This window comes from Janthinobacterium sp. MP5059B, assembly GCF_001758645.1.
Lineage (GTDB): Bacteria > Pseudomonadota > Gammaproteobacteria > Burkholderiales > Burkholderiaceae_D > Janthinobacterium > Janthinobacterium lividum.
In genome coordinates, this window is sequence record NZ_LRHX01000020.1 from 201,773 (window position 1) to 221,177 (window position 19,405).

The following is a 19,405-nucleotide window of genomic DNA, read 5'->3' on the forward strand; positions in this document are numbered from 1 at the left end:
TGCCTTGATCCAGCGCGTATCGGCCGTTGCTGCTCTCTGTAGATTCGGGGTGGGACCTTCCCCTGAACGAGTCTTCCAAGGAGATGCAGCATGCGCACATTCTGCGGGCTGGCCGCCGCCTTTCTGCTTGCCGTCGCGCCCGGTGTCCGGGCACAGCTTGACAATGCACCCACGCCGGTGCCGCTGCCGATTCCCATCGCCGCCGCGTCCGCGGCCATGCCGGCGCAAGACCTCGACGCCTTGCGCGCCGTGCATGCGCGCGAAATCGATGACCTCAGCACCTTCAAGACGGCGGGATTGCGGCGTGAAGCGATCGATCCCTACCTGGACAGCGCACCGGGCCGGCAATTCCTGCGCGAACTGCGCGCCGCCGATCCCGCCGCCCCGGCCGAAACGATTTACGCGCGCGCCGTCGAGCAGCTTGCTTCCGGCAGCACCTTGCCCGATTTGCAAGCCATGTCGGCCGCGCTGGTAAAAATCGTGCCGCATGGCCAGAATGTGTCGCCGTACTCGCCATATTTCACCACCAGCGCGCAATTGCAGCTGGCGTCGGGCCAGTGCGCCAGCCTGGCAGACTGTTTCGGCTTGCCCTTGAAGAGCGAGGCGCCGCTGTATGATGTGTATCAGATCATGCCCAAGGGCACTGTCAACGTGTTCGTCAGCCAGGTGGCGCCGACGCAAGAGCTGGGTGGGCTGGTACGGCGCAAGGGTGGGGCGCAGCAGTATCTATTGCCCAACCGCAGCCTGTGGTCGGCCCCCGTGCTGATCGGCACGATCAAGAATTAAGGAGAGATGATGGATCAACAGCGTTTGCAAGCCCATGCCGCCGAACTGGAGCAATTGCTGGCCCGGCTGGCGCCTGCCGATGGGGAGGTGGCCGACCTGCGCAGCGCGCTGGAGCCGCTGCTGGCCCTGGCGGGCAGCGGGGCCTTGAGCGCGCCGCTGCCGTGGGGTGACATTCCCGGCGGGCGCTACTTTACGGAAGGCGGCTTGCGCCAGTACCCCGAACTGGAGCAGGCATTTGCCCGTTTCCGCATCGAAGCGACGGGTGGTGAATCGCCGGCCCTGCGCAAGCTGCGCGGCGAGCTGTAATTAATATATGGTATCAATTGTTGTTTATGGGTAATTGACTGTCAGTATTGCTTGACGACAAAATCTTATTCATCGACCATGGCGCATCCCTCCCGATTTTCTCTTTTTTATTGGATGCACCATGTTGTCCTCCCTTAAGGCGCGGCTGATCGCCATCGCCGTTTCCATCGTCGTGCTGGCCATGCTGGCCGTTGCCATCGCCAATTTCTTCACTACGCGCTCAAGCACCCTGGCCGCGCTCGACACGCAGATGCTGCAGTTGTCGCACAGCCATGCCGCGGCCATCGCCGAATGGCTGCGTTCCAAGCAAGCCGTCGTGGGCTCGCTCAAGCAGGGCGCCACGGCGGCCGATCCGCTGCCGGCCCTGAAGGCGGCCGAACAGGCGGGCACGTTTGACATGGCGTATATCGGCTTTGCCGACAAGCACGCCGTCTTTTCGCAAGAGCGCAAGCGCGCCGCAGACTATGATCCCACGGCGCGGCCCTGGTACAAGCTGGCGTCCGAAGCGGGCGGCCCCGTCATTACGGCGCCGTATATCGGCGCCAGCACGGGCAAGCTGGTGGTGACGTTTGCCGAGCCGCTGGGCGGCAAGGGCAGCGTGACGGGCGTGCTGGCGGCCGACGTGATGATGGATGCCGTGGTGCAAAACGTCGCATCGATCAAGCCGACGGCGTCCAGCTATGCCTTCCTCGTCGATGGCGGCGGCAAGATCATCGCCCACCCGGACGGCAAGCTGACCTTGAAGCCCCTGGCCGAGCTCGATCCGGGCCTGAGCGCGCAGGCGCTGGCCGATATTGAAAAGAGCGGCGATGGCGCCGCCATTCGCCTGGGCGAGCGTGACGGCATCTTGCATGTAAGTAAGGTGCCGGGCAGCGACTGGTTGCTGGCCACCGTGCTCGACCGGGCAGAGGCGACGCAAGCATTGACTTCCATGCTGCGCGCCTCGGCCTTGACGGCCTTGCTGGTGCTGGCCCTGGCCGCCACGGTATTGAGCGCGCTGGTGGCGCGCGCCTTGCGCCGTCTGGGCCTGGTGCGCGATGCGATGGAAGCGATCGCCACGGGCGACGGCGACCTGACCAGCCGCCTCGACGCGGAAGGCTCGGATGAGCTGGCGCAGATCGCCAAGGCGTTTAACTTGTTTGTCGAAAAAATCGCCACCGTGCTGGTGCAGATCCGCAGCATCAGCACCCTGGTGCGCAGCGAATCGGCCGATATTGCCGCCGGCAATGCCGACCTGTCCTCGCGCACGGAAGCGCAGGCGGGCGCGCTAGAGGAAACAGCCAGTTCGATGGATGAGCTGACGTCGACCGTCAAGCAGAATGCGGAAAACGCGCATGCGGCCAATGAGCTGGCCGTATCCGCCTCGGAAGTGGCGGCCAAGGGTGGCCGCGTGGTGCAGCAAGTGGTCGGCACCATGGCCGGCATCCAGGAAAGTTCGCGCAAGATTGTCGACATCATCGGCGTCATCGACGGCATCGCCTTCCAGACGAATATCCTGGCCCTGAACGCGGCCGTCGAGGCGGCGCGCGCGGGCGAGCAGGGCAGGGGCTTTGCCGTGGTGGCGTCCGAAGTGCGCAACCTGGCGCAACGCTCCGCTGGCGCGGCCAAGGAAATCAAGGAATTGATCGGCGACTCGGTGGAAAAAGTGGATGCCGGCGGGCGCCTCGTCGATGAAGCAGGCCAGACCATGGACCAGGTGGTGGCGTCGGTGCAGCAATTGACCACCATCATGAGCGAGATCACGGTGGCCAGCCGCGAACAGAGCGCCGGCATCGGCGAGATCAATACGGCCGTCACGCACATGGATACCATGACGCAGCAAAACGCGGCCCTTGTCGAGCAGGCCGCCGCCGCCGCGGAAAGCCTGCAGGAGCAGGCCGTGGACCTGGCGCAAGCCGTCGGCATGTTCCGCCTGGGCGATGCGCCAGCTGCGGCACCGGCGTCCGTGACGCGCCTCAAGGCCAAGCCTGTTGCTCCCGCGCCGCGCGCGCCGGCCCGCGCGCTGTCGCCGGCCAGGCCCGTCAAGGCGGCCAAGTCCGGCGCTGACGAGTGGGAGGAGTTTTAAGCGCGCAGCAGTAAATCGACGTTCATCCGCGTTTTTGTCAGGCCAGCCTGCCAAAAGCGCAGTTCGTCGCAATCGGCGTGTCTGCCGGGGGCGGTATGGCTATAGTGATCACATACCGCAAGCCCACTGCCAGACACCCGAGGAGAACAACATGAACGTCGCTAAAAACATGGAAGTCATTGCCGTTGCCGCCGCCATCCTGGTCAGCGCCAGCTGCTACGCCATCGCCCCGGCCGCCCCGGCCCTGCAAGTGGCCAGCTCCACCGCCACCCTGGCCGCGCCAGCGGGCAAGGCTGCCATGCACGTGGTGGTCGTCAAGGCCAAGCGCCTGAACGCCGCCGAAAAAGCCCGTTTCGCATAATTGATTGTCAGCAATTTTTGCTGCTGCTACAGTGGCAGACAGTGGCAATGCGCGGGAGCTCCACGAGAGCGCCGCGGCACATAAAAACAAGATACCGAGGATGCATTACATGAAAAAGACACTGCAACTGGCGCTGCTGTTCCTGGCGACTTTGGGCCTGGTGCGCGGCGCGGCCGCCGAGACCCGCTTGCTGGAAATGCGCAACGTCGACGCCCGCGTGGTGCGCGTCAAGCTCGATGGCGTGATGGAAGTGCGCATTCGCCAGGGCAACGTGCCTTCGCTGAGCATCACGGCCGACAAGCGCTATATCGCCGATGTCAGCACGGCGCAAAGCGGCGACACCCTGCACATCGAAACGGAAGTGCGCGGCTTCAAGATCGGCCCTTCGTCGATCCGCGCCGACCTGGTCTTGCCGAATTTGCGCGAACTGAGCTCGGAAGGTTTTGGCAGCACGGACATCACGGGGTTCAAGGGCGAGGAACTGACCCTGTCGCTGGAAGGGGCGGGCAGCATCAAGCTGGTGGGCGATTACCGCAAGCTCAATGCCAGCCTGGGCGGCGTGGGCAGCATGCAGATATGGATAGGTAACAATGAGCGGGCCGAGCTGGACTTGCAGGGCGCCGGTTCGGTGATGCTGGGCGGACGCGGGCGGCTCCTGAAAGCCAGCCTGGGTGGCCTGGGCAGCCTGAATGCACAGCAGTTCGAAGCGGACGCCGTCAACCTGGAATTGAGCGGCCTCGGTAATGCCACGGTGAATGCCCATACGAATGCCAAGCTGAATTTGAGCGGGCTCGGTTCGGTGGTGGTGTACGGCAAGCCGGTCAACCGCGATGTCAGCGTCGAGGGCCTGGGCAAAGTTAGCTGGAAGTAAGGGGATCCTGCCCAAGGCAGGATAAGAAAAAGCAGTCAGACCACATCCCATTCCGATGAAAAAACTGATCATTACATTACTCATGCTGTTGACGATACAGCTACCCGCACGGGCTGGCTTCGCCGAAGGCGCCAGCGCCTACAACAACAAGAATTACGCGCTCGCCTACAAGGAAATATTGCCACTGGCTAAGACCGGCAGTGCCGATGCCCAGCACTTGCTGGGCTTGATGTATTACATGGGACGGGGCTTGCCGCAGGATTACAAGCAAGCCATGTTCTGGCACCGCAAGGCGGCCGAGCAGGGCAAGGCCGACGCCCAGTATGTGGTGGGCGCCATGTATTACACGGGCAATGCCGTGCTGCAAGACCACAAGCAGGCCGTCGGCTGGTTCCGCAAGGCGGCCGAGCAGAACCATGCCGAGGCACAGCAGGTGCTGGGCCTGATGTACCGCTACCACATGGGCGGCGTGCAGCAGGATAATGTCATCGCCTACATGCTGTGGAACCTGGCGGCCGCGAATGGCAACGCGAATGCGGCCGACCAGCGCGCCGCCGTGGTGCGCAAGATGACGCATGAGCAAGTCGAGGAAGGGCAAGCCCTGTCGGCAAAATGGAAGCCGGGTACGCCATTGCCGCGGCAGTCGAAGACGGGCGGCGCCTAAGGGGAAGCGGTGCTCTGCAAGGGCTGGCGGCTTGGCGTACAATCGCCGTTTTCCCTTGAAAGAGTCCCGCCATGCGTGCAGTTGCCATCAGCCAGCCAGGTCCCGCCGACGTTTTGCAGATCGCCGAACGTCCCATGCCGCAATATAAGGCGGGCGAACTGCTGATCAAGGTGCACGCGGCCGGCATCAACCGTCCCGACGTGCTGCAGCGCCTGGGCAAATACGCGCCGCCAGCCGGCGCGTCGGACTTGCCGGGCCTGGAAGTGGCGGGTGAAGTTGTCGATGGCGATTTCACCAGCACCGCATTCAAGAAAGGCGACCTGGTCTGCGCACTGGTGCAGGGCGGCGGCTATGCCGAATACTGCGCCGCGCCCGCCGGCCAGTGCCTGCCTTTGCCGAAAGGCTTGACGGCGCTGGAAGGCGCGTCCCTGCCCGAGAATTTCTTTACCGTCTGGAGCAATGTCTTCGACCGCTGCGCGCTGGCCGATGGCGAAACGTTATTGGTGCAGGGCGGCACGTCCGGCATTGGCGTGACGGCCATCCAGTTGGCGTCCGCGCTCGGTCACCGCGTGTTTGCCACGGCGGGTAGCGACGAGAAGGCGCGCGCCTGCGAGGCCCTGGGCGCCGAGCGGGGCATCAATTACCGCACGGAAGATTTCGTCGCCGTCGTCAAGGAATTGACTGAGGGCAAGGGCGTCGACGTCATCCTCGACATGGTGGGCGGCGACTACCTGCCGCGCGAAATCGATTGCCTGGCCGACGATGGCCGCATCGGCCTGATCGCCGTGCAGGGCGGCACCAGGGCGGAACTGGACCTGGGTAGCTTGCTGCGCCGTCGCCTGACGGTGACGGGTTCCACCCTGCGCCCCCGTTCGGTCGCCTTCAAGGCGGCCATCGCCAACCATCTGCGCGCGACCGTCTGGCCGCTGATCGAAGCGGGCAAGATCAAGCCCGTGATCTATCAAACTTTCCCGTTGGAAAAAGCCAACGAGGCGCATGCCTTGATGGAAGCGAGCACGCACGTGGGCAAGATCATGTTGCAAGTTGCCTGAAACGGGGCACTGCCTGTTTGACCGGCATCGGTGCCGGAGTTAGAATGACGGGTTATTAGAATTTAGGCTACTATGCGTCGCAAACTCGTCGTCGGAAATTGGAAAATGAACGGCAGTCGCACCTCGAACGCGGTGTTATTGTCTGAAATAGTTGCTGGCCTGGCTGCCTCTGGCGCCGCCAGCGCCGTCTGTGTGCCTGCGCCGTATCTGGCGCAGTGCCAGGCGCAATTGGCAGGCACGGCTCTTGGCTGGGGCGCGCAGGATGTGTCCGCGCATGCCGGCGGCGCCTACACGGGAGAAATCTCGACCGCCATGCTGCAGGATTTTGGCTGCGGCTACGTGGTGATCGGGCATTCCGAGCGCCGCGCCTACCATGGCGAGAGCGATGCGCAAGTGGCGGCCAAGACGGTTGCCGCGCTGGCGGCAGGCATCACGCCTATCGTCTGCATCGGCGAAACCCTGGCGCAGCGCGAAGCGGGCCAGACCAATGCCGTCGTGGCGCAGCAGCTGGGCGCCGTGCTGGCGGCGATTTCCGCCGACGACGTGGCGAAACTGGTGCTGGCCTATGAGCCAGTCTGGGCCATCGGCACGGGCAAGACCGCCACGCCGCAAATGGCGCAGGACGTGCATCAGGTATTGCGCGCCCAACTGGTGGCAAAGAATGCGGTAGCGGCCGCCGGCGTGCAAATCCTGTACGGCGGCAGCATGAAGCCGGAGAACGCAAAAGAATTGATGGCGATGCCGGATATCGATGGCGGTCTGATCGGTGGGGCAGCATTGAAGGCGGCGGATTTCCTGGCAATTATTCACGCCGCTGATTGAATTAATTTAAACTAAGAATGGAATTGCAATGAACATGATGTTCAATCTGGTAGTGGTAGTACAGGTTATTTCGGCATTGTCGATTATCGCGCTGGTGTTGCTGCAGCACGGCAAGGGCGCCGACATGGGCGCCGCCTTCGGTTCGGGCGCCTCGGGCAGCCTGTTCGGTGCGACGGGTTCGTCGAACTTCATGTCGAAATCGACGGGCGTTGCCGCCGCGATCTTCTTCGGCGCCACCCTGGCTCTGTCGCTGATGGCCAATCAGCGCGCCACCACGGTGGGCGGCGGCGTGATGGATAAAGTCGTCAAGCCAGTGCCGGTCACCGGCGCGGGCGCGATCCCGACGACGGTGCCAGCAGCCCCTGCGGCACCAGCGGCCAGCGCTCCAGCGGCGGCGGCACCGGTTGCCAGCACCCCGGCCGGCGCGATTCCGAAGTAATTCTGTATTAACTCGATACCTCATCGAGAGTAATTCTCATTACGGGCAGATTATTGCTCAATGTTTTAGCAGTGCGGCAGGAAAAAATCGTGACGTGCTGGAAGATGTAAAAATTTATCGTTTTTATCTGTGTTTTGATGCATTTGTGCATTAACTTTAGCGGCAAAGCAGAGTAGAATACGGGCCTTACCGCCGACGTGGTGAAATTGGTAGACACGCTATCTTGAGGGGGTAGTGGCGAAAGCTGTACGAGTTCGAGTCTCGTCGTCGGCACCAGAAATCAGAAGCCAGCAACGGCGCACGAGCCATGGCTCGTACAAAGTTGCTGGCTTTTTTTACGAGGATGTGTCGTTCGATCCTGGTCTTAGCTTTGATTGGGGTCGTGCGTTAGATACGCTGCAAATGATCGCAGCGTCCTCATTTAACCGATCGTTCAATATAAGCTCATCAATCGTGAACCTCGAAAATTACTTCCCCGTCCTGCTGTTCATTATTATCGGCCTTGGTGTCGGTATCGCTCCCCAGCTCCTGGGGCGCCTGTTAGGTCCTAACAAGCCTGACGCAGCAAAACTCTCCCCGTACGAATGTGGCTTTGAAGCATTCGAAGACGCGCGCATGAAATTTGATGTGCGCTACTATCTGGTCGCAATCCTGTTTATTTTGTTCGATCTGGAAACGGCATTCTTTTTCCCATGGGGCGTTGCAATGCGCGACCTGGGCTGGGCCGGTTTCGTCACGATGATGGTGTTCATCGCTGAATTCGTGGTCGGATTTTGGTACATTTGGAAGAAAGGTGCCCTTGACTGGGAATAAGCCATGGCTATTGAAGGCGTATTAAGCGAAGGTTTCATCACCACCTCGGCCGACAAGCTGATCAACTGGGCGCGCACCGGGTCTATGTTCCCGATGACGTTCGGTCTGGCCTGCTGTGCGGTCGAAATGATGCATGTGGGCGCAGCCCGCTACGATATGGACCGTTTCGGCGTCGTGTTTCGTCCGTCGCCGCGTCAGTCCGATGTCATGATCGTTGCCGGCACCCTGTGCAACAAGATGGCGCCGGCCCTGCGCAAGGTCTACGACCAGATGGCAGAGCCACGCTGGGTCATCTCGATGGGTTCCTGCGCCAATGGCGGCGGGTACTACCATTACTCCTATTCCGTGGTGCGCGGTTGCGACCGCATCGTGCCCGTCGACGTGTATGTGCCTGGCTGTCCTCCGACCGCTGAAGCCTTGCTGTACGGCATCATGCAGTTGCAGAACAAGATCAAGCGTACCAGCACGATCGCACGCTAACGGGGCCGCTTCAGATTATGACAACACATTTAGAAGTATTGCAAAACGCCCTCGGCACTGCCCTGGGCGATCGCGTTAGCACGACGGTTGCGCTGGGCGAAGTCACCCTGGTCGTCAAGGCCGAGGACTACCTGGCCGTGATGCAGACCTTGCGCGACGATCCGACCCTGCATTTCGAGCAGCTGCTCGACCTGTGCGGCGTCGACTATTCGACCTATGGCGACGGTAGCTGGGATGGTCTGCGTTTCGCGGCCGTGTCGCACTTGCTGTCGGTCAAGCACAACTGGCGCGTGCGCGTGCGCGTGTTCGCGCCGGACGACGACATGCCGCTGCTGCCTTCCGTGGTGGGCATCTGGCGCGCCGTCAACTGGTACGAGCGCGAAGCATTCGACCTGCTGGGCATCCTCTTCGAAGGCCACAACGACTTGCGCCGCCTGCTGACCGACTACGGTTTCATCGGCCATCCGTTCCGCAAGGATTTCCCCGTCTCCGGCTATGTCGAGATGCGCTACGATCCGGAACAAAAGCGCGTGATTTACCAGCCCGTGACGATCGAGCCGCGGGAAAACGTGCCGCGCGTGATCCGCGAAGAACATTACGGGATGAAATAATGGCTGAGATTAAGAACTACACCCTGAACTTTGGACCGCAGCATCCGGCCGCGCACGGTGTGCTGCGCCTGGTGCTGGAGATGGACGGCGAAGTCATCCAGCGTGCCGACCCGCATATCGGCCTGCTGCACCGCGCCACCGAAAAGCTGGCCGAACAGAAGACCTACCTGCAATCCGTGCCGTACATGGACCGTCTCGACTATGTGTCAATGATGTGCAATGAACATGCGTACGTGATGGCCATCGAAAAGATGCTGGGCCTGGAAGTACCGCTGCGCGCGCAATACATCCGCGTCATGTTCGACGAGATGACGCGCATCCTGAATCACCTGATGTGGCTCGGCACCCACGCGCTGGACGTTGGCGCCATGGGCCCGTTCCTGTATTGCTTCCGCGACCGCGAAGACTTGTTCGACGCCTACGAGGCAGTGTCGGGCGCGCGCATGCACGCAGCCTACTACCGTCCGGGCGGCGTGTACCGCGACCTGCCGGACGCGATGCCGCAGCACAAGGCGTCGATCATCCGCAACGCCAAGGCCATCGGCAAGCTGAATGAAAACCGCCAGGGTTCCCTGCTGGACTTCATCGAAGACTTCGCGCGCCGTTTCCCGAACTCCGTGGACGAGTACGAAACCCTGCTGACCGACAACCGTATCTGGAAACAGCGTACCGTCGGCATCGGCGTGGTCTCGCCGGAAGATGCGCTGGCCATGGGCTTTACGGGCGCCATGCTGCGCGGCTCGGGCGTGCAGTGGGATTTGCGCAAGAAACAGCCGTACGAAGTGTACGACCTGATGGACTTCGACATTCCTATCGGCACCAACGGCGATTGCTACGACCGCTATCTGGTCCGCGTGGAAGAGCTGCGCCAGTCGAACCGCATCATCAAGCAATGCGTGGAGTGGCTGCGCAACAATGAAGGTCCTGTCATGACCAGCAACCGCAAGGTGGCGCCTCCGGGCCGCGTCGACATGAAGACCAACATGGAATCGCTGATTCACCACTTCAAGCTGTTTACGGAAGGTTTCCACGTGCCGCCAGGCGAGGCCTACAGTGCCGTGGAGCATCCGAAGGGCGAGTTCGGCGTGTACCTGGTGTCCGATGGCGCCAACAAGCCGTACCGCATGAAACTGCGCGCGCCAGACTACGCCCACTTGCAGTCGCTCGACGAGATGGCGCGTGGGCACATGCTTGCCGACGCCGTGACCATCATCGGGACGCAAGATATCGTGTTCGGCAGTATTGACCGCTAAGAGGCAAAAAGTATGTTGTTATCAGAGCAATGCTATAAGAAAATTGACCGTGAGTTGGCCAAGTACCCGGCCGACCAGCGTCAATCCGCCGTCATGGCCGCGCTGGCCCATGCCCAGGATGAACTGGGCTGGCTGGCACCGGAAACCATGAAGGAACTGGCCGATTACATCGGCATGCCGGCGATTGCCGTGCAGGAAGTGGCCACGTTCTACAATATGTACAACGTGAAACCCGTGGGCAAGCACAAGATCACCGTGTGCACCAACCTGCCATGCGCCCTGTCGGGCGGCGTGCGCGCTGCAGACTACCTGAAGCAGAAGCTGGGTATCGATTTCCGCGAAACCACCCCTGACGGCCAGTTCACCCTGGTTGAAGGCGAGTGCATGGGTGCGTGCGGCGATGCGCCTGTCTTGCTGGTCAGCAATAAAACCATGTGCAGCTGGATGTCGAACGAGAAAATCGACGCCATGCTGGAGGAACTCAAGAAATGACGTCACTCCACAACCGCCATATCGATCCATTGATCCTGAAGGATCTGGATGGCAAGAACTGGCATTTGCAAGATTATGTGAACCGCGGCGGCTACAGTGCCCTGCGGCGTATCCTGGAAGAGAAAATCACGCCGGAACAGATCATCGCCGACCTCAAGGCTTCGTCCTTGCGCGGCCGTGGCGGCGCGGGTTTCCCTACCGGCTTGAAGTGGAGCTTCATGCCGCGCCAGTTCCCGGGTCAAAAATACCTCGTCTGCAATACAGATGAAGGCGAACCGGGCACTTTCAAGGACCGCGACATCATTCGTTACAATCCCCATGCCCTGATCGAAGGCATGGCCATTGGCGCTTACGCGATGGGCATCACCGTGGGTTACAACTATATCCACGGCGAGATCTTCCAGGAATACCTGCGTTTCGAAGAAGCGCTGGAAGAGGCGCGCGCCGCCGGTTTCCTGGGCGACAAGATCATGGGCAGCGAGTTCTCGTTCCAGTTGCATGCGCACCATGGTTATGGCGCCTACATCTGCGGCGAAGAAACGGCCCTGCTGGAATCGCTGGAAGGCAAGAAAGGCCAGCCGCGCTTCAAGCCGCCTTTCCCTGCCTCGTTTGGCCTGTACGGCAAGCCGACGACGATCAACAACACGGAAACCTTTGCGGCCGTGCCATTCGTGCTGAACATCGGCCCAGAGAAATACCTGGCGATGGGCAAGCCGAACAATGGCGGTTCGAAGATCTTCTCGATCTCGGGCGACGTGGAAAAACCGGGCAACTACGAAGTGCCGCTCGGCACCCCGTTTGCGACCCTGCTGGAACTGGCAGGCGGCATGCGCGGTGGCAAAAAGATCAAGGCCGTGATCCCTGGCGGTTCGTCCGCTCCGGTGATCCGCGGCGACATCATGATGCAGACCGACCTGGACTACGACTCGATCGCGAAAGCCGGTTCGATGTTGGGTTCGGGCGCCGTCATCGTGATGGACGAAACACGCTGCATGGTAAAGGCGCTGGAACGCCTGTCCTACTTCTACTTTGAAGAATCGTGCGGCCAGTGTACGCCTTGCCGTGAAGGCACAGGCTGGATGTACCGCATGGTGCACCGCATCGAGCAGGGGCAGGGTCGTCCAGACGACCTGGACATGCTCAACTCGATCGCCGACAACATCCAGGGCCGCACCATTTGCGCGCTGGGCGATGCGGCTGCCATGCCGGTACGGGCCTTCATTAAGAATTTCCGTGAAGAATTTGAATATCATATCGAGCACAAGCATTGCTTAGTGCCCGCATATATCTAAGCTGCGTCAGGTAACGATCACCATGGTTGAAATCGAAATAGACGGCAAAAAAGTCGAAGTCCCTGCTGGTAGCATGGTGATGGACGCCGCCAACAAATTGGGAACCTACATTCCGCACTTCTGCTATCACAAGAAATTGTCGATCGCAGCGAACTGCCGCATGTGCCTGGTCGAAGTGGAAAAGGCGCCCAAGCCTTTGCCCGCTTGTGCGACCCCGGTCAGTGCCGGCATGATCGTGCGCTCCGCCAGCGATAAAGCTGTGCAGGCGCAAAAGTCGGTCATGGAATTCTTGCTGATTAACCACCCGCTCGATTGCCCTATCTGCGATCAGGGCGGCGAATGCCAGTTGCAAGACTTGGCCGTGGGTTACGGCAAGAGCGAATCGCGCTACAAGGAAGACAAGCGCGTCGTGCAGCCGAAGGAAGCCGGTCCGCTGGTGTCCATGCAAGAAATGTCGCGCTGCATCCAGTGCACCCGCTGCGTACGCTTTGGCCAGGAAGTGGCTGGCGTGATGGAGCTGGGCATGATCGGCCGCGGCGAACACTCGGAAATCGTGTCCTTCGTCGGCCAGACGGTCGACTCCGAACTGTCGGGCAACATGATCGACCTGTGCCCGGTCGGCGCACTGACCTCGAAGCCGTTCCGCTACAGCGCCCGTACGTGGGAACTGTCGCGCCGCAAATCGGTCAGCCCGCATGACGGCCTGGGCGCGAACCTGATCGTGCAAGTGAAAGCTGGCAAGGTCAAGCGCGTATTGCCTCTGGAAAACGAAGCCGTCAACGAGTGCTGGATCTCGGACAAGGACCGTTTCTCGTACGAAGCGCTGGACAGCGCCGAACGCCTGACGTCCCCGATGCTGAAACAAGGCAACGAGTGGAAAGAAGTCGATTGGCAAACGGCGCTGGAATACGTGGCGCACGGCCTGAAAAACATCAAGCACGAGCATGGCGCTGACGCCATCGCCGCGCTGGCAACGCCGCATTCGACCGTCGAAGAGCTGGTACTGCTGCAAAAAGTGGTCAACGGTCTCGGTTCCGAGCACGTCGACTTCCGCCTGCGCCAGACCGACTTCGCGCTGGACGCTGGCGTCAAGCCATGGCTGGGCATGCCGATCAACGAATTTGGCCAGATCAAGCGCGCCTTCGTCATCGGCTCGTTCCTGCGCAAGGACCACCCATTGCTGGCCACGCGTTTGCGCGCGTCCGTCAAGGGCGGCGCCAAGCTGTCGATCCTGCACGCCTCCGACGATGATCAATTGATCACCATCGCCAACAAGATGATCGTCGCGCCTGGCGATTGGCTGGCGGCCTTGTCGGAAGTGGTCGTCGCCGTTGCCAAAGCCAAAGAAATCGCCGCGCCAGCCGGTTTTGAAGCGATCGCCGCTTCGGACGTGGCCGTTGCGATTGCCGCCAGCCTGATGGCTGGCGACCACGGCGCCGTACTGCTGGGTAACGCGGCAACGCAACACCCGCAAGCGTCGCAATTGCATGCTGCCGCGCAATGGATCGCCGAACAGACGGGCGCCAAGCTCGGCTACCTGACGGAAGCGGCCAACACGGTTGGCGCGCACCTGGTCGCCAAGCCGCGCGCCAATGTGCAAGCTGCCTTTGCCGCGCCGAAAAAAGCCTACGTGCTGCTGCACGCCGAGCCGGAACTCGACGCTGCCAATCCACAAGCGGCCCGCGCCGCCTTGGATGGCGCCGACATGGTCGTGGCGATGTCGGCCTTCAAGCACGGCATGGATTACGCCGATGTCTTGCTGCCGATCGCTCCGTTCGCTGAAACCTCGGGCACCTTCGTCAACTGCGAAGGCCGCGCGCAAAGCTTCAACGGCACCGTGAAACCCCTGGCGGAAACCCGTCCAGCCTGGAAAGTGCTGCGCGTCCTGGGCAACATCCTGGGCCTGGCCGGTTTCGACTACGACACTTCCGAAGCAATCCGCGACGAAGCGTTTGGCGCCGGCGTGACCGATCTGTCGGCACAGCTGAACAACATCGCCAAGAACGCGCCGGAAGCGGCAAGCTACGCACCGGCTTCGCCTGCGCTGCAACGCATCGCCGACGTGCCGATCTACTTCGCCGACGCGCTCGTGCGCCGCTCCGAACCGCTGCTGCGCACGGTCGATGGCGCCGCACCGCAAGCGCACCTGTCCCTGGCGCTGGCTGACAAGCTGGGCATCAAGGCGGGCGACAAGGTCAAAGTGGCGCAAGGCTCCGGCAGCGCCATCCTGGTGGCGGCACTCCATGCCGGCCTGCCAGCCAATGTGGTCAAAGTGTCGGCGGCGCATGCCTCGACGGCTAGCCTGGGCGGCATGTTCGGTGACATCACAGTTGAAACAGCAGAGGGGAAAATCTGATGGCTCTGCCTGAATTTGTAAACGTCATCAACAGCAGCGGCCAGGATTTGCTGGGCGGCTCGTGGCCGTTCTTCTGGACCCTGATCAAGATCCTGTGTGTACTGCTGCCGCTGATGGGCCTGGTTGCCTACCTGACCTTGTGGGAACGCAAGCTGATCGGCTGGATCCAGATCCGCGTCGGCCCGAACCGCGTGGGCCCGCTGGGCTTGCTGCAACCGATCGCCGATGCGCTGAAACTCTTGTTCAAAGAGATCATCATCCCGTCCAAGGCCGCCAAGGGCCTGTTCGTGATCGGCCCGATCATGACCATCATGCCGGCCCTGGCCGCCTGGTCGGTCGTGCCGTTCGGTCCGCAAGCCGTACTGGCCAATGTCAACGCAGGCTTGCTGATGCTGCTGGCGATTACCTCGATGGAAGTCTACGGCATCATCATCGCCGGCTGGGCCTCGAACTCGAAGTACTCGTTCATGGGCGCCATGCGCGCTTCGGCACAGATGATTTCGTATGAAATCCCGATGGGCTTCGTGATGGTCATCGTGCTGATGGTCTCGGGCAGCCTGAACTTCATCGACATCGTCAGCGGCCAGCAAATCGGCTTCTTCGCCGACAAGGGCGTGAACTTCATGTCGTGGAACTGGTTGCCGCTGCTGCCGATGTTCGTCATCTACCTGGTGTCGGGCCTGGCTGAAGCCAACCGTCACCCGTTCGACGTCGTCGAAGGCGAGTCGGAAATCGTCGCCGGCCACATGGTCGAGTACTCGGGCATGGCCTACGCCATGTTCATGCTGGCCGAATACGCCAACATGATCCTGATCGGCGCCCTGGCTTCGATCATGTTCCTCGGTGGCTGGTCCGCACCATTTGCTTTCCTTGAGTTCTGGGGTGGTTTCGGCGGCTTCTTCTGGCTGTTCGCCAAGACCTTCTTCATCGTGTCGGTGTTCATCTGGGTGCGCGGTACTTTCCCACGCTACCGTTATGACCAGATCATGCGCCTCGGCTGGAAAGTGTTTATCCCGTTGACGCTGGTCTACCTGGTCTTCGTCGCTGCCTGGATGCAGACATCCTGGAATATTTGGAAGTAAGAGAGTGCATACGAATGGATAAGGTAAAAGATTTCTTCAGCAGCCTCTTGTTAGGCGAGCTGATCAAGGGCATGGCGTTGACAGGCAAGTACATGTTTTCGCGCAAGATCACGGTGCAATTCCCGGAAGAGAAGACACCGATCTCGCCGCGTTTCCGTGGCTTGCACGCGCTGCGCCGCTACCCGAACGGCGAGGAACGTTGCATCGCCTGCAAACTGTGCGAAGCGGTTTGCCCGGCGATGGCCATCACGATCGAATCGGAACAGCGTGACGACGGCTCGCGCCGCACCACGCGTTACGATATTGACTTGACCAAGTGCATCTTCTGCGGTTTCTGCGAAGAGTCCTGCCCGGTCGATTCGATCGTCGAGACGCAAATCCTGGAATACCACGGCGAGAAACGCGGGGATTTGTATTACACGAAAGAGATGTTGCTGGCCGTGGGTGATCGTTATGAAAATGACATCGCCGCTGCGCGCGCCGCCGACGCACCTTATCGCTGATGGATGCGCCGCAGCTGACCAGCTGCGGCGCGCCCCTCGTTCATCTGTACGTCTATTGGGTTTTTTATGGACTTTAAAACAATTTTGTTTTACGCCTTCGCGCTGATCTTGATTCTGGCAGCGACGCGCGTCATCACGGCCCGTAATCCGGTCCACGCAGTACTGTTCCTGGTACTGTCCTTCTTTTCCGCAGCGGGCATCTGGATGCTGCTGCAAGCTGAATTCCTGGCCATCGTGCTGGTATTGGTGTATGTCGGCGCCGTGATGGTGCTGTTCCTCTTCGTGGTCATGATGCTCGATATCAATATCGACCGCATGCGCGAAGGTTTCTGGGGCTATCTGCCACTGTCCGTGACGGTGGGCGTGATCATCGTGCTGGAAATGGCCGCTGTCCTGTGGCACGGTTTCCGCAACTTTGCGCCTAGCATCGCTCCGGTGAACGTCAACCTGGGCGGCACCAAGGAACTGGGCCTGCTGATCTACACGAAATATGTGTTCGCCTTCGAGATCGCTGCCGTCGTGCTGCTGGTGGCCATCGTTGCCGCGGTCGCACTGACTTTGCGCAAACGCAAGGACACCAAGCACTTTGCTCCAGGCGATGCCGTGCGCGTCAAGCGCAACGACCGCCTGAAGATCATCAAGATGGACGCGGTCGTCGAGCGTCCTGCGGCTGAGCCGGAAGTTAAGGAGGCACCATGACATTATCGCTCACACATTTTCTGGTCCTGGGCGCGATCCTGTTCGCAATCTCGATCGTCGGTATTTTCCTGAACCGCAAGAACATCATCGTATTGCTGATGGCAATCGAATTGATGCTGCTGGCGGTGAATATGAATTTCATCGCGTTCTCCCATTTCATGGGCGACGCGGCCGGTCAGATCTTCGTTTTCTTCATCCTGACGGTTGCCGCCGCTGAGTCGGCTATCGGTCTGGCTATTCTGGTGGTGATGTTCCGTAATCTGGATACCATCAACGTCGAAGACCTGGACAGCCTCAAAGGCTGATGTTTTTCAGACTCGATCTCTCGAATAATAACGATTAAGGTTCATCATGGCGGGGCAACTCCTCAACCCTAACCTCCTTCTTGCCGTACCGCTGGCGCCGCTGGCCGGTGCCGCGATTGCAGGTTTGCTTGGCACCCAGTTCCTGGGTAATTTGGTCGGACGCAAGACGTCGCATACCGCGACGATCCTGGGCGTACTGATTGCGTTCATCCTGTCCGTGCAGACACTGCTGGCAGTGATGGATGGCGCGACATTCAATGGCACGATCTATAACTGGATGACGATCGGCACCCTGAAGATGGAAGTGGGCTTCCAGATCGATTCGCTGTCGGCGATGATGATGTGCGTGGTCACCTTCGTCTCCCTGATGGTGCACATCTACACGATCGGCTACATGAAGGACGACGAAGGCTACAACCGCTTCTTCGCCTACATCTCGCTGTTCACCTTCTCGATGCTGATGCTGGTCATGGCCAACAACTTCCTGCAACTGTTCTTCGGTTGGGAAGCCGTGGGCCTGGTTTCCTACCTGCTGATCGGTTTCTGGTACCAGCGTCCGACGGCCATCGTGGCCAACATGAAGGCTTTCCTCGTCAACCGCGTGGGCGACTTCGGCTTCATCCTCGGCATCGGCCTGCTGCTGGCCTACGCCGGCACCATGAACTACCAGGAAGTATTCGCCAAGAAAGACGAACTGGCGCTGCTGAGCCTGCCAGGCACCGACTGGGCCCTGCTGACCGTTGCCTGCATCTGCCTGTTCATCGGCGCGATGGGCAAGTCGGCGCAGTTCCCGCTGCACGTGTGGCTGCCTGACTCGATGGAAGGTCCTACCCCGATTTCGGCACTGATCCACGCCGCGACGATGGTGACGGCCGGTATCTTCATGGTCTCGCGCATGTCGCCGCTGTTCGAACTGTCCGACACGGCACTGTCCTTCATCCTGGTGATCGGCTCCATCACGGCGCTGTTCATGGGCTTCCTGGGCATCATCCAGAACGACATCAAGCGCGTCGTCGCTTACTCGACGCTGTCGCAGCTCGGTTACATGACCGTGGCGCTGGGTTCGTCCGCGTACTCCGTGGCCGTGTTCCACCTGATGACGCACGCATTCTTCAAGGCACTGCTGTTCCTGGGCGCCGGTTCCGTCATCATCGGCATGCACCACGACCAGGATATCCGCAACATGGGCGGCCTGCGCAAGTACATGCCAATCACGTGGATCACTTCCCTGATCGGTTCGCTGGCCCTGATCGGCACGCCGCTGTTCTCCGGTTTCTACTCGAAAGACAGCATCATCGAAGCCGTCGAAGCGACGCACATCTGGGGCGCTGGCTTTGCCCAGTTCGCCGTGTTGGCTGGCGTGTTCGTCACCGCCTTCTACTCGTTCCGCATGTATTTCCTCGTCTTCCATGGCAAGGAACGTTTCGGCCAGGCGCATGCGCATGGCCATGACGACCATCACGCACCGAAAGCGGCCCATGGCGCGCACGGCGATGCACATGACGACCATGGTCATGAAGAAGAGGAAGACGACCACGCGCACCACGGTCTGGAACCTGGCCAGAAGCCGCACGAGTCCCCATTCGTCGTATGGTTCCCGCTGGTGATGCTGGCGATTCCTTCGCTGATCATCGGCTACCTGACGATCGGCCCGATGCTGCATGGCGATTTCTTCAAGGGCGTGATTTTTGTGGGCGAAAACCATCCAGCAATGGAAGAGTTGTCGCATGAATTCCACGGCGCAATGGCGATGGCGATCCACGGCCTGTCGACGGCACCGTTCTGGCTGGCATTGTCCGGCGTGGTGGCAGCCTACTACTGCTACATGGTCAACCCGCGTGTACCGGCCTGGTTCTTTGCCAAGTTCCACGCGATCCACACCCTGCTGGACAACAAGTACTACATGGACAAGTTCAATGAAGTCGTGTTCGCCGGCGGTGCCCGCTTGCTGGGTAATGGCCTGTGGAACTTCGGTGACAAGAAGCTGATCGATGGCCTGCTGGTCAACGGTAGCGCCAAGGTCGTCGCCTGGCTGTCCTCGCTGTCGCGAGTGCTGCAGACCGGCTACATCTATCACTATGCATTCGTGATGATCCTGGGCGTGCTGGGCTTCCTGATCTATTTCCTGCCATTCTGGCCCGCTAAGTAAGCTG

Annotated in this window: 21 protein-coding genes and 1 tRNA gene; all 22 read left to right on the forward strand. The window is 60.6% G+C overall.

The window, feature by feature from the left end:
* The first annotated feature begins 90 nt into the window (after positions 1-90).
* The 22 genes from JAB1_RS24800 to nuoL all read left to right on the forward strand — a co-directional run bounded on the left by JAB1_RS24800 (position 91) and on the right by nuoL (position 19,401).
* Complete coding sequence (locus JAB1_RS24800; RefSeq protein WP_070282161.1) at positions 91-786, forward strand: hypothetical protein; 696 nt, start codon at positions 91-93, stop codon at positions 784-786.
* A gap of 9 nt (positions 787-795) precedes the next feature.
* Positions 796-1,092 carry a hypothetical protein gene (locus tag JAB1_RS24805; RefSeq protein WP_070282162.1) on the forward strand — a complete coding sequence of 99 codons (297 nt, stop codon included), beginning with the start codon at positions 796-798 and terminating at the stop codon, positions 1,090-1,092.
* 121 nt (positions 1,093-1,213) lie between these two features.
* Positions 1,214-3,157, forward strand: coding sequence for a methyl-accepting chemotaxis protein (locus JAB1_RS24810; protein WP_070282163.1), 1,944 nt, complete (start codon positions 1,214-1,216; stop codon positions 3,155-3,157).
* A 151-nt stretch (positions 3,158-3,308) separates the two neighbouring features.
* Positions 3,309-3,518 (forward strand): hypothetical protein, encoded by a 210-nt coding sequence (locus tag JAB1_RS24815; RefSeq protein ID WP_034779538.1) that lies wholly within the window; start codon positions 3,309-3,311, stop codon positions 3,516-3,518.
* Positions 3,519-3,627: 109 nt separating this feature from the next.
* The gene (locus JAB1_RS24820) at positions 3,628-4,389 is read left to right on the forward strand and encodes a DUF2807 domain-containing protein (RefSeq protein ID WP_070282256.1); all 762 of its coding nucleotides are present in this window, start codon (positions 3,628-3,630) and stop codon (positions 4,387-4,389) included.
* 55 nt (positions 4,390-4,444) lie between these two features.
* Positions 4,445-5,053 (forward strand): tetratricopeptide repeat protein, encoded by a 609-nt coding sequence (locus JAB1_RS24825; RefSeq protein ID WP_070255624.1) that lies wholly within the window; start codon positions 4,445-4,447, stop codon positions 5,051-5,053.
* 71 nt (positions 5,054-5,124) lie between these two features.
* Entirely contained in the window at positions 5,125-6,105 is a 981-nt protein-coding gene (locus JAB1_RS24830) for an NAD(P)H-quinone oxidoreductase (protein ID WP_070282165.1), read from the forward strand.
* A 72-nt stretch (positions 6,106-6,177) separates the two neighbouring features.
* Entirely contained in the window at positions 6,178-6,927 is a 750-nt protein-coding gene (gene tpiA, locus JAB1_RS24835) for a triose-phosphate isomerase (protein WP_071653416.1), read from the forward strand.
* 28 nt (positions 6,928-6,955) lie between these two features.
* Positions 6,956-7,366, forward strand: coding sequence for a preprotein translocase subunit SecG (gene secG / locus JAB1_RS24840; protein ID WP_070255615.1), 411 nt, complete (start codon positions 6,956-6,958; stop codon positions 7,364-7,366).
* 191 nt (positions 7,367-7,557) lie between these two features.
* A tRNA-Leu gene (locus JAB1_RS24845) sits at positions 7,558-7,642 on the forward strand.
* Between the two features lie 177 nt (positions 7,643-7,819).
* Complete coding sequence (locus JAB1_RS24850; RefSeq protein WP_010399734.1) at positions 7,820-8,179, forward strand: NADH-quinone oxidoreductase subunit A; 360 nt, start codon at positions 7,820-7,822, stop codon at positions 8,177-8,179.
* Positions 8,180-8,182: 3 nt separating this feature from the next.
* Positions 8,183-8,659 (forward strand): NADH-quinone oxidoreductase subunit B, encoded by a 477-nt coding sequence (locus JAB1_RS24855; RefSeq protein WP_010399733.1) that lies wholly within the window; start codon positions 8,183-8,185, stop codon positions 8,657-8,659.
* Between the two features lie 17 nt (positions 8,660-8,676).
* The gene (locus JAB1_RS24860; protein WP_034779526.1) at positions 8,677-9,270 is read left to right on the forward strand and encodes an NADH-quinone oxidoreductase subunit C; all 594 of its coding nucleotides are present in this window, start codon (positions 8,677-8,679) and stop codon (positions 9,268-9,270) included.
* The gene (locus JAB1_RS24865) at positions 9,270-10,523 is read left to right on the forward strand and encodes an NADH-quinone oxidoreductase subunit D (protein WP_034749992.1); all 1,254 of its coding nucleotides are present in this window, start codon (positions 9,270-9,272) and stop codon (positions 10,521-10,523) included. Before JAB1_RS24860 ends, JAB1_RS24865 begins: the two co-directional genes overlap by 1 nt.
* A gap of 12 nt (positions 10,524-10,535) precedes the next feature.
* A complete protein-coding gene (nuoE, locus tag JAB1_RS24870) occupies positions 10,536-11,015 on the forward strand; it encodes an NADH-quinone oxidoreductase subunit NuoE (protein ID WP_034779513.1) in 480 nt (159 codons plus the stop codon).
* Positions 11,012-12,307 carry an NADH-quinone oxidoreductase subunit NuoF gene (nuoF, locus tag JAB1_RS24875; RefSeq protein WP_010399729.1) on the forward strand — a complete coding sequence of 432 codons (1,296 nt, stop codon included), beginning with the start codon at positions 11,012-11,014 and terminating at the stop codon, positions 12,305-12,307. Before nuoE ends, nuoF begins: the two co-directional genes overlap by 4 nt.
* A gap of 22 nt (positions 12,308-12,329) precedes the next feature.
* The gene (gene nuoG / locus JAB1_RS24880) at positions 12,330-14,663 is read left to right on the forward strand and encodes an NADH-quinone oxidoreductase subunit NuoG (protein ID WP_070282167.1); all 2,334 of its coding nucleotides are present in this window, start codon (positions 12,330-12,332) and stop codon (positions 14,661-14,663) included.
* Entirely contained in the window at positions 14,663-15,745 is a 1,083-nt protein-coding gene (gene nuoH, locus JAB1_RS24885; protein WP_034779509.1) for an NADH-quinone oxidoreductase subunit NuoH, read from the forward strand. The genes nuoG and nuoH overlap by 1 nt, the downstream gene beginning before the upstream one ends.
* 14 nt (positions 15,746-15,759) lie before the next feature.
* On the forward strand, positions 15,760-16,248 hold the full coding sequence (nuoI, locus tag JAB1_RS24890) for an NADH-quinone oxidoreductase subunit NuoI (RefSeq protein WP_010399726.1): 489 nt from the start codon (positions 15,760-15,762) through the stop codon (positions 16,246-16,248).
* 66 nt (positions 16,249-16,314) lie between these two features.
* Positions 16,315-16,947 (forward strand): NADH-quinone oxidoreductase subunit J, encoded by a 633-nt coding sequence (locus tag JAB1_RS24895; RefSeq protein WP_034779507.1) that lies wholly within the window; start codon positions 16,315-16,317, stop codon positions 16,945-16,947.
* Positions 16,944-17,252, forward strand: a complete 309-nt coding sequence (gene nuoK / locus JAB1_RS24900; RefSeq protein WP_010399724.1) for an NADH-quinone oxidoreductase subunit NuoK — start codon at positions 16,944-16,946, stop codon at positions 17,250-17,252. The genes JAB1_RS24895 and nuoK overlap by 4 nt, the downstream gene beginning before the upstream one ends.
* 46 nt (positions 17,253-17,298) lie before the next feature.
* Positions 17,299-19,401, forward strand: a complete 2,103-nt coding sequence (gene nuoL, locus JAB1_RS24905) for an NADH-quinone oxidoreductase subunit L (RefSeq protein ID WP_070255607.1) — start codon at positions 17,299-17,301, stop codon at positions 19,399-19,401.
* The last annotated feature ends 4 nt before the right edge of the window (positions 19,402-19,405 follow it).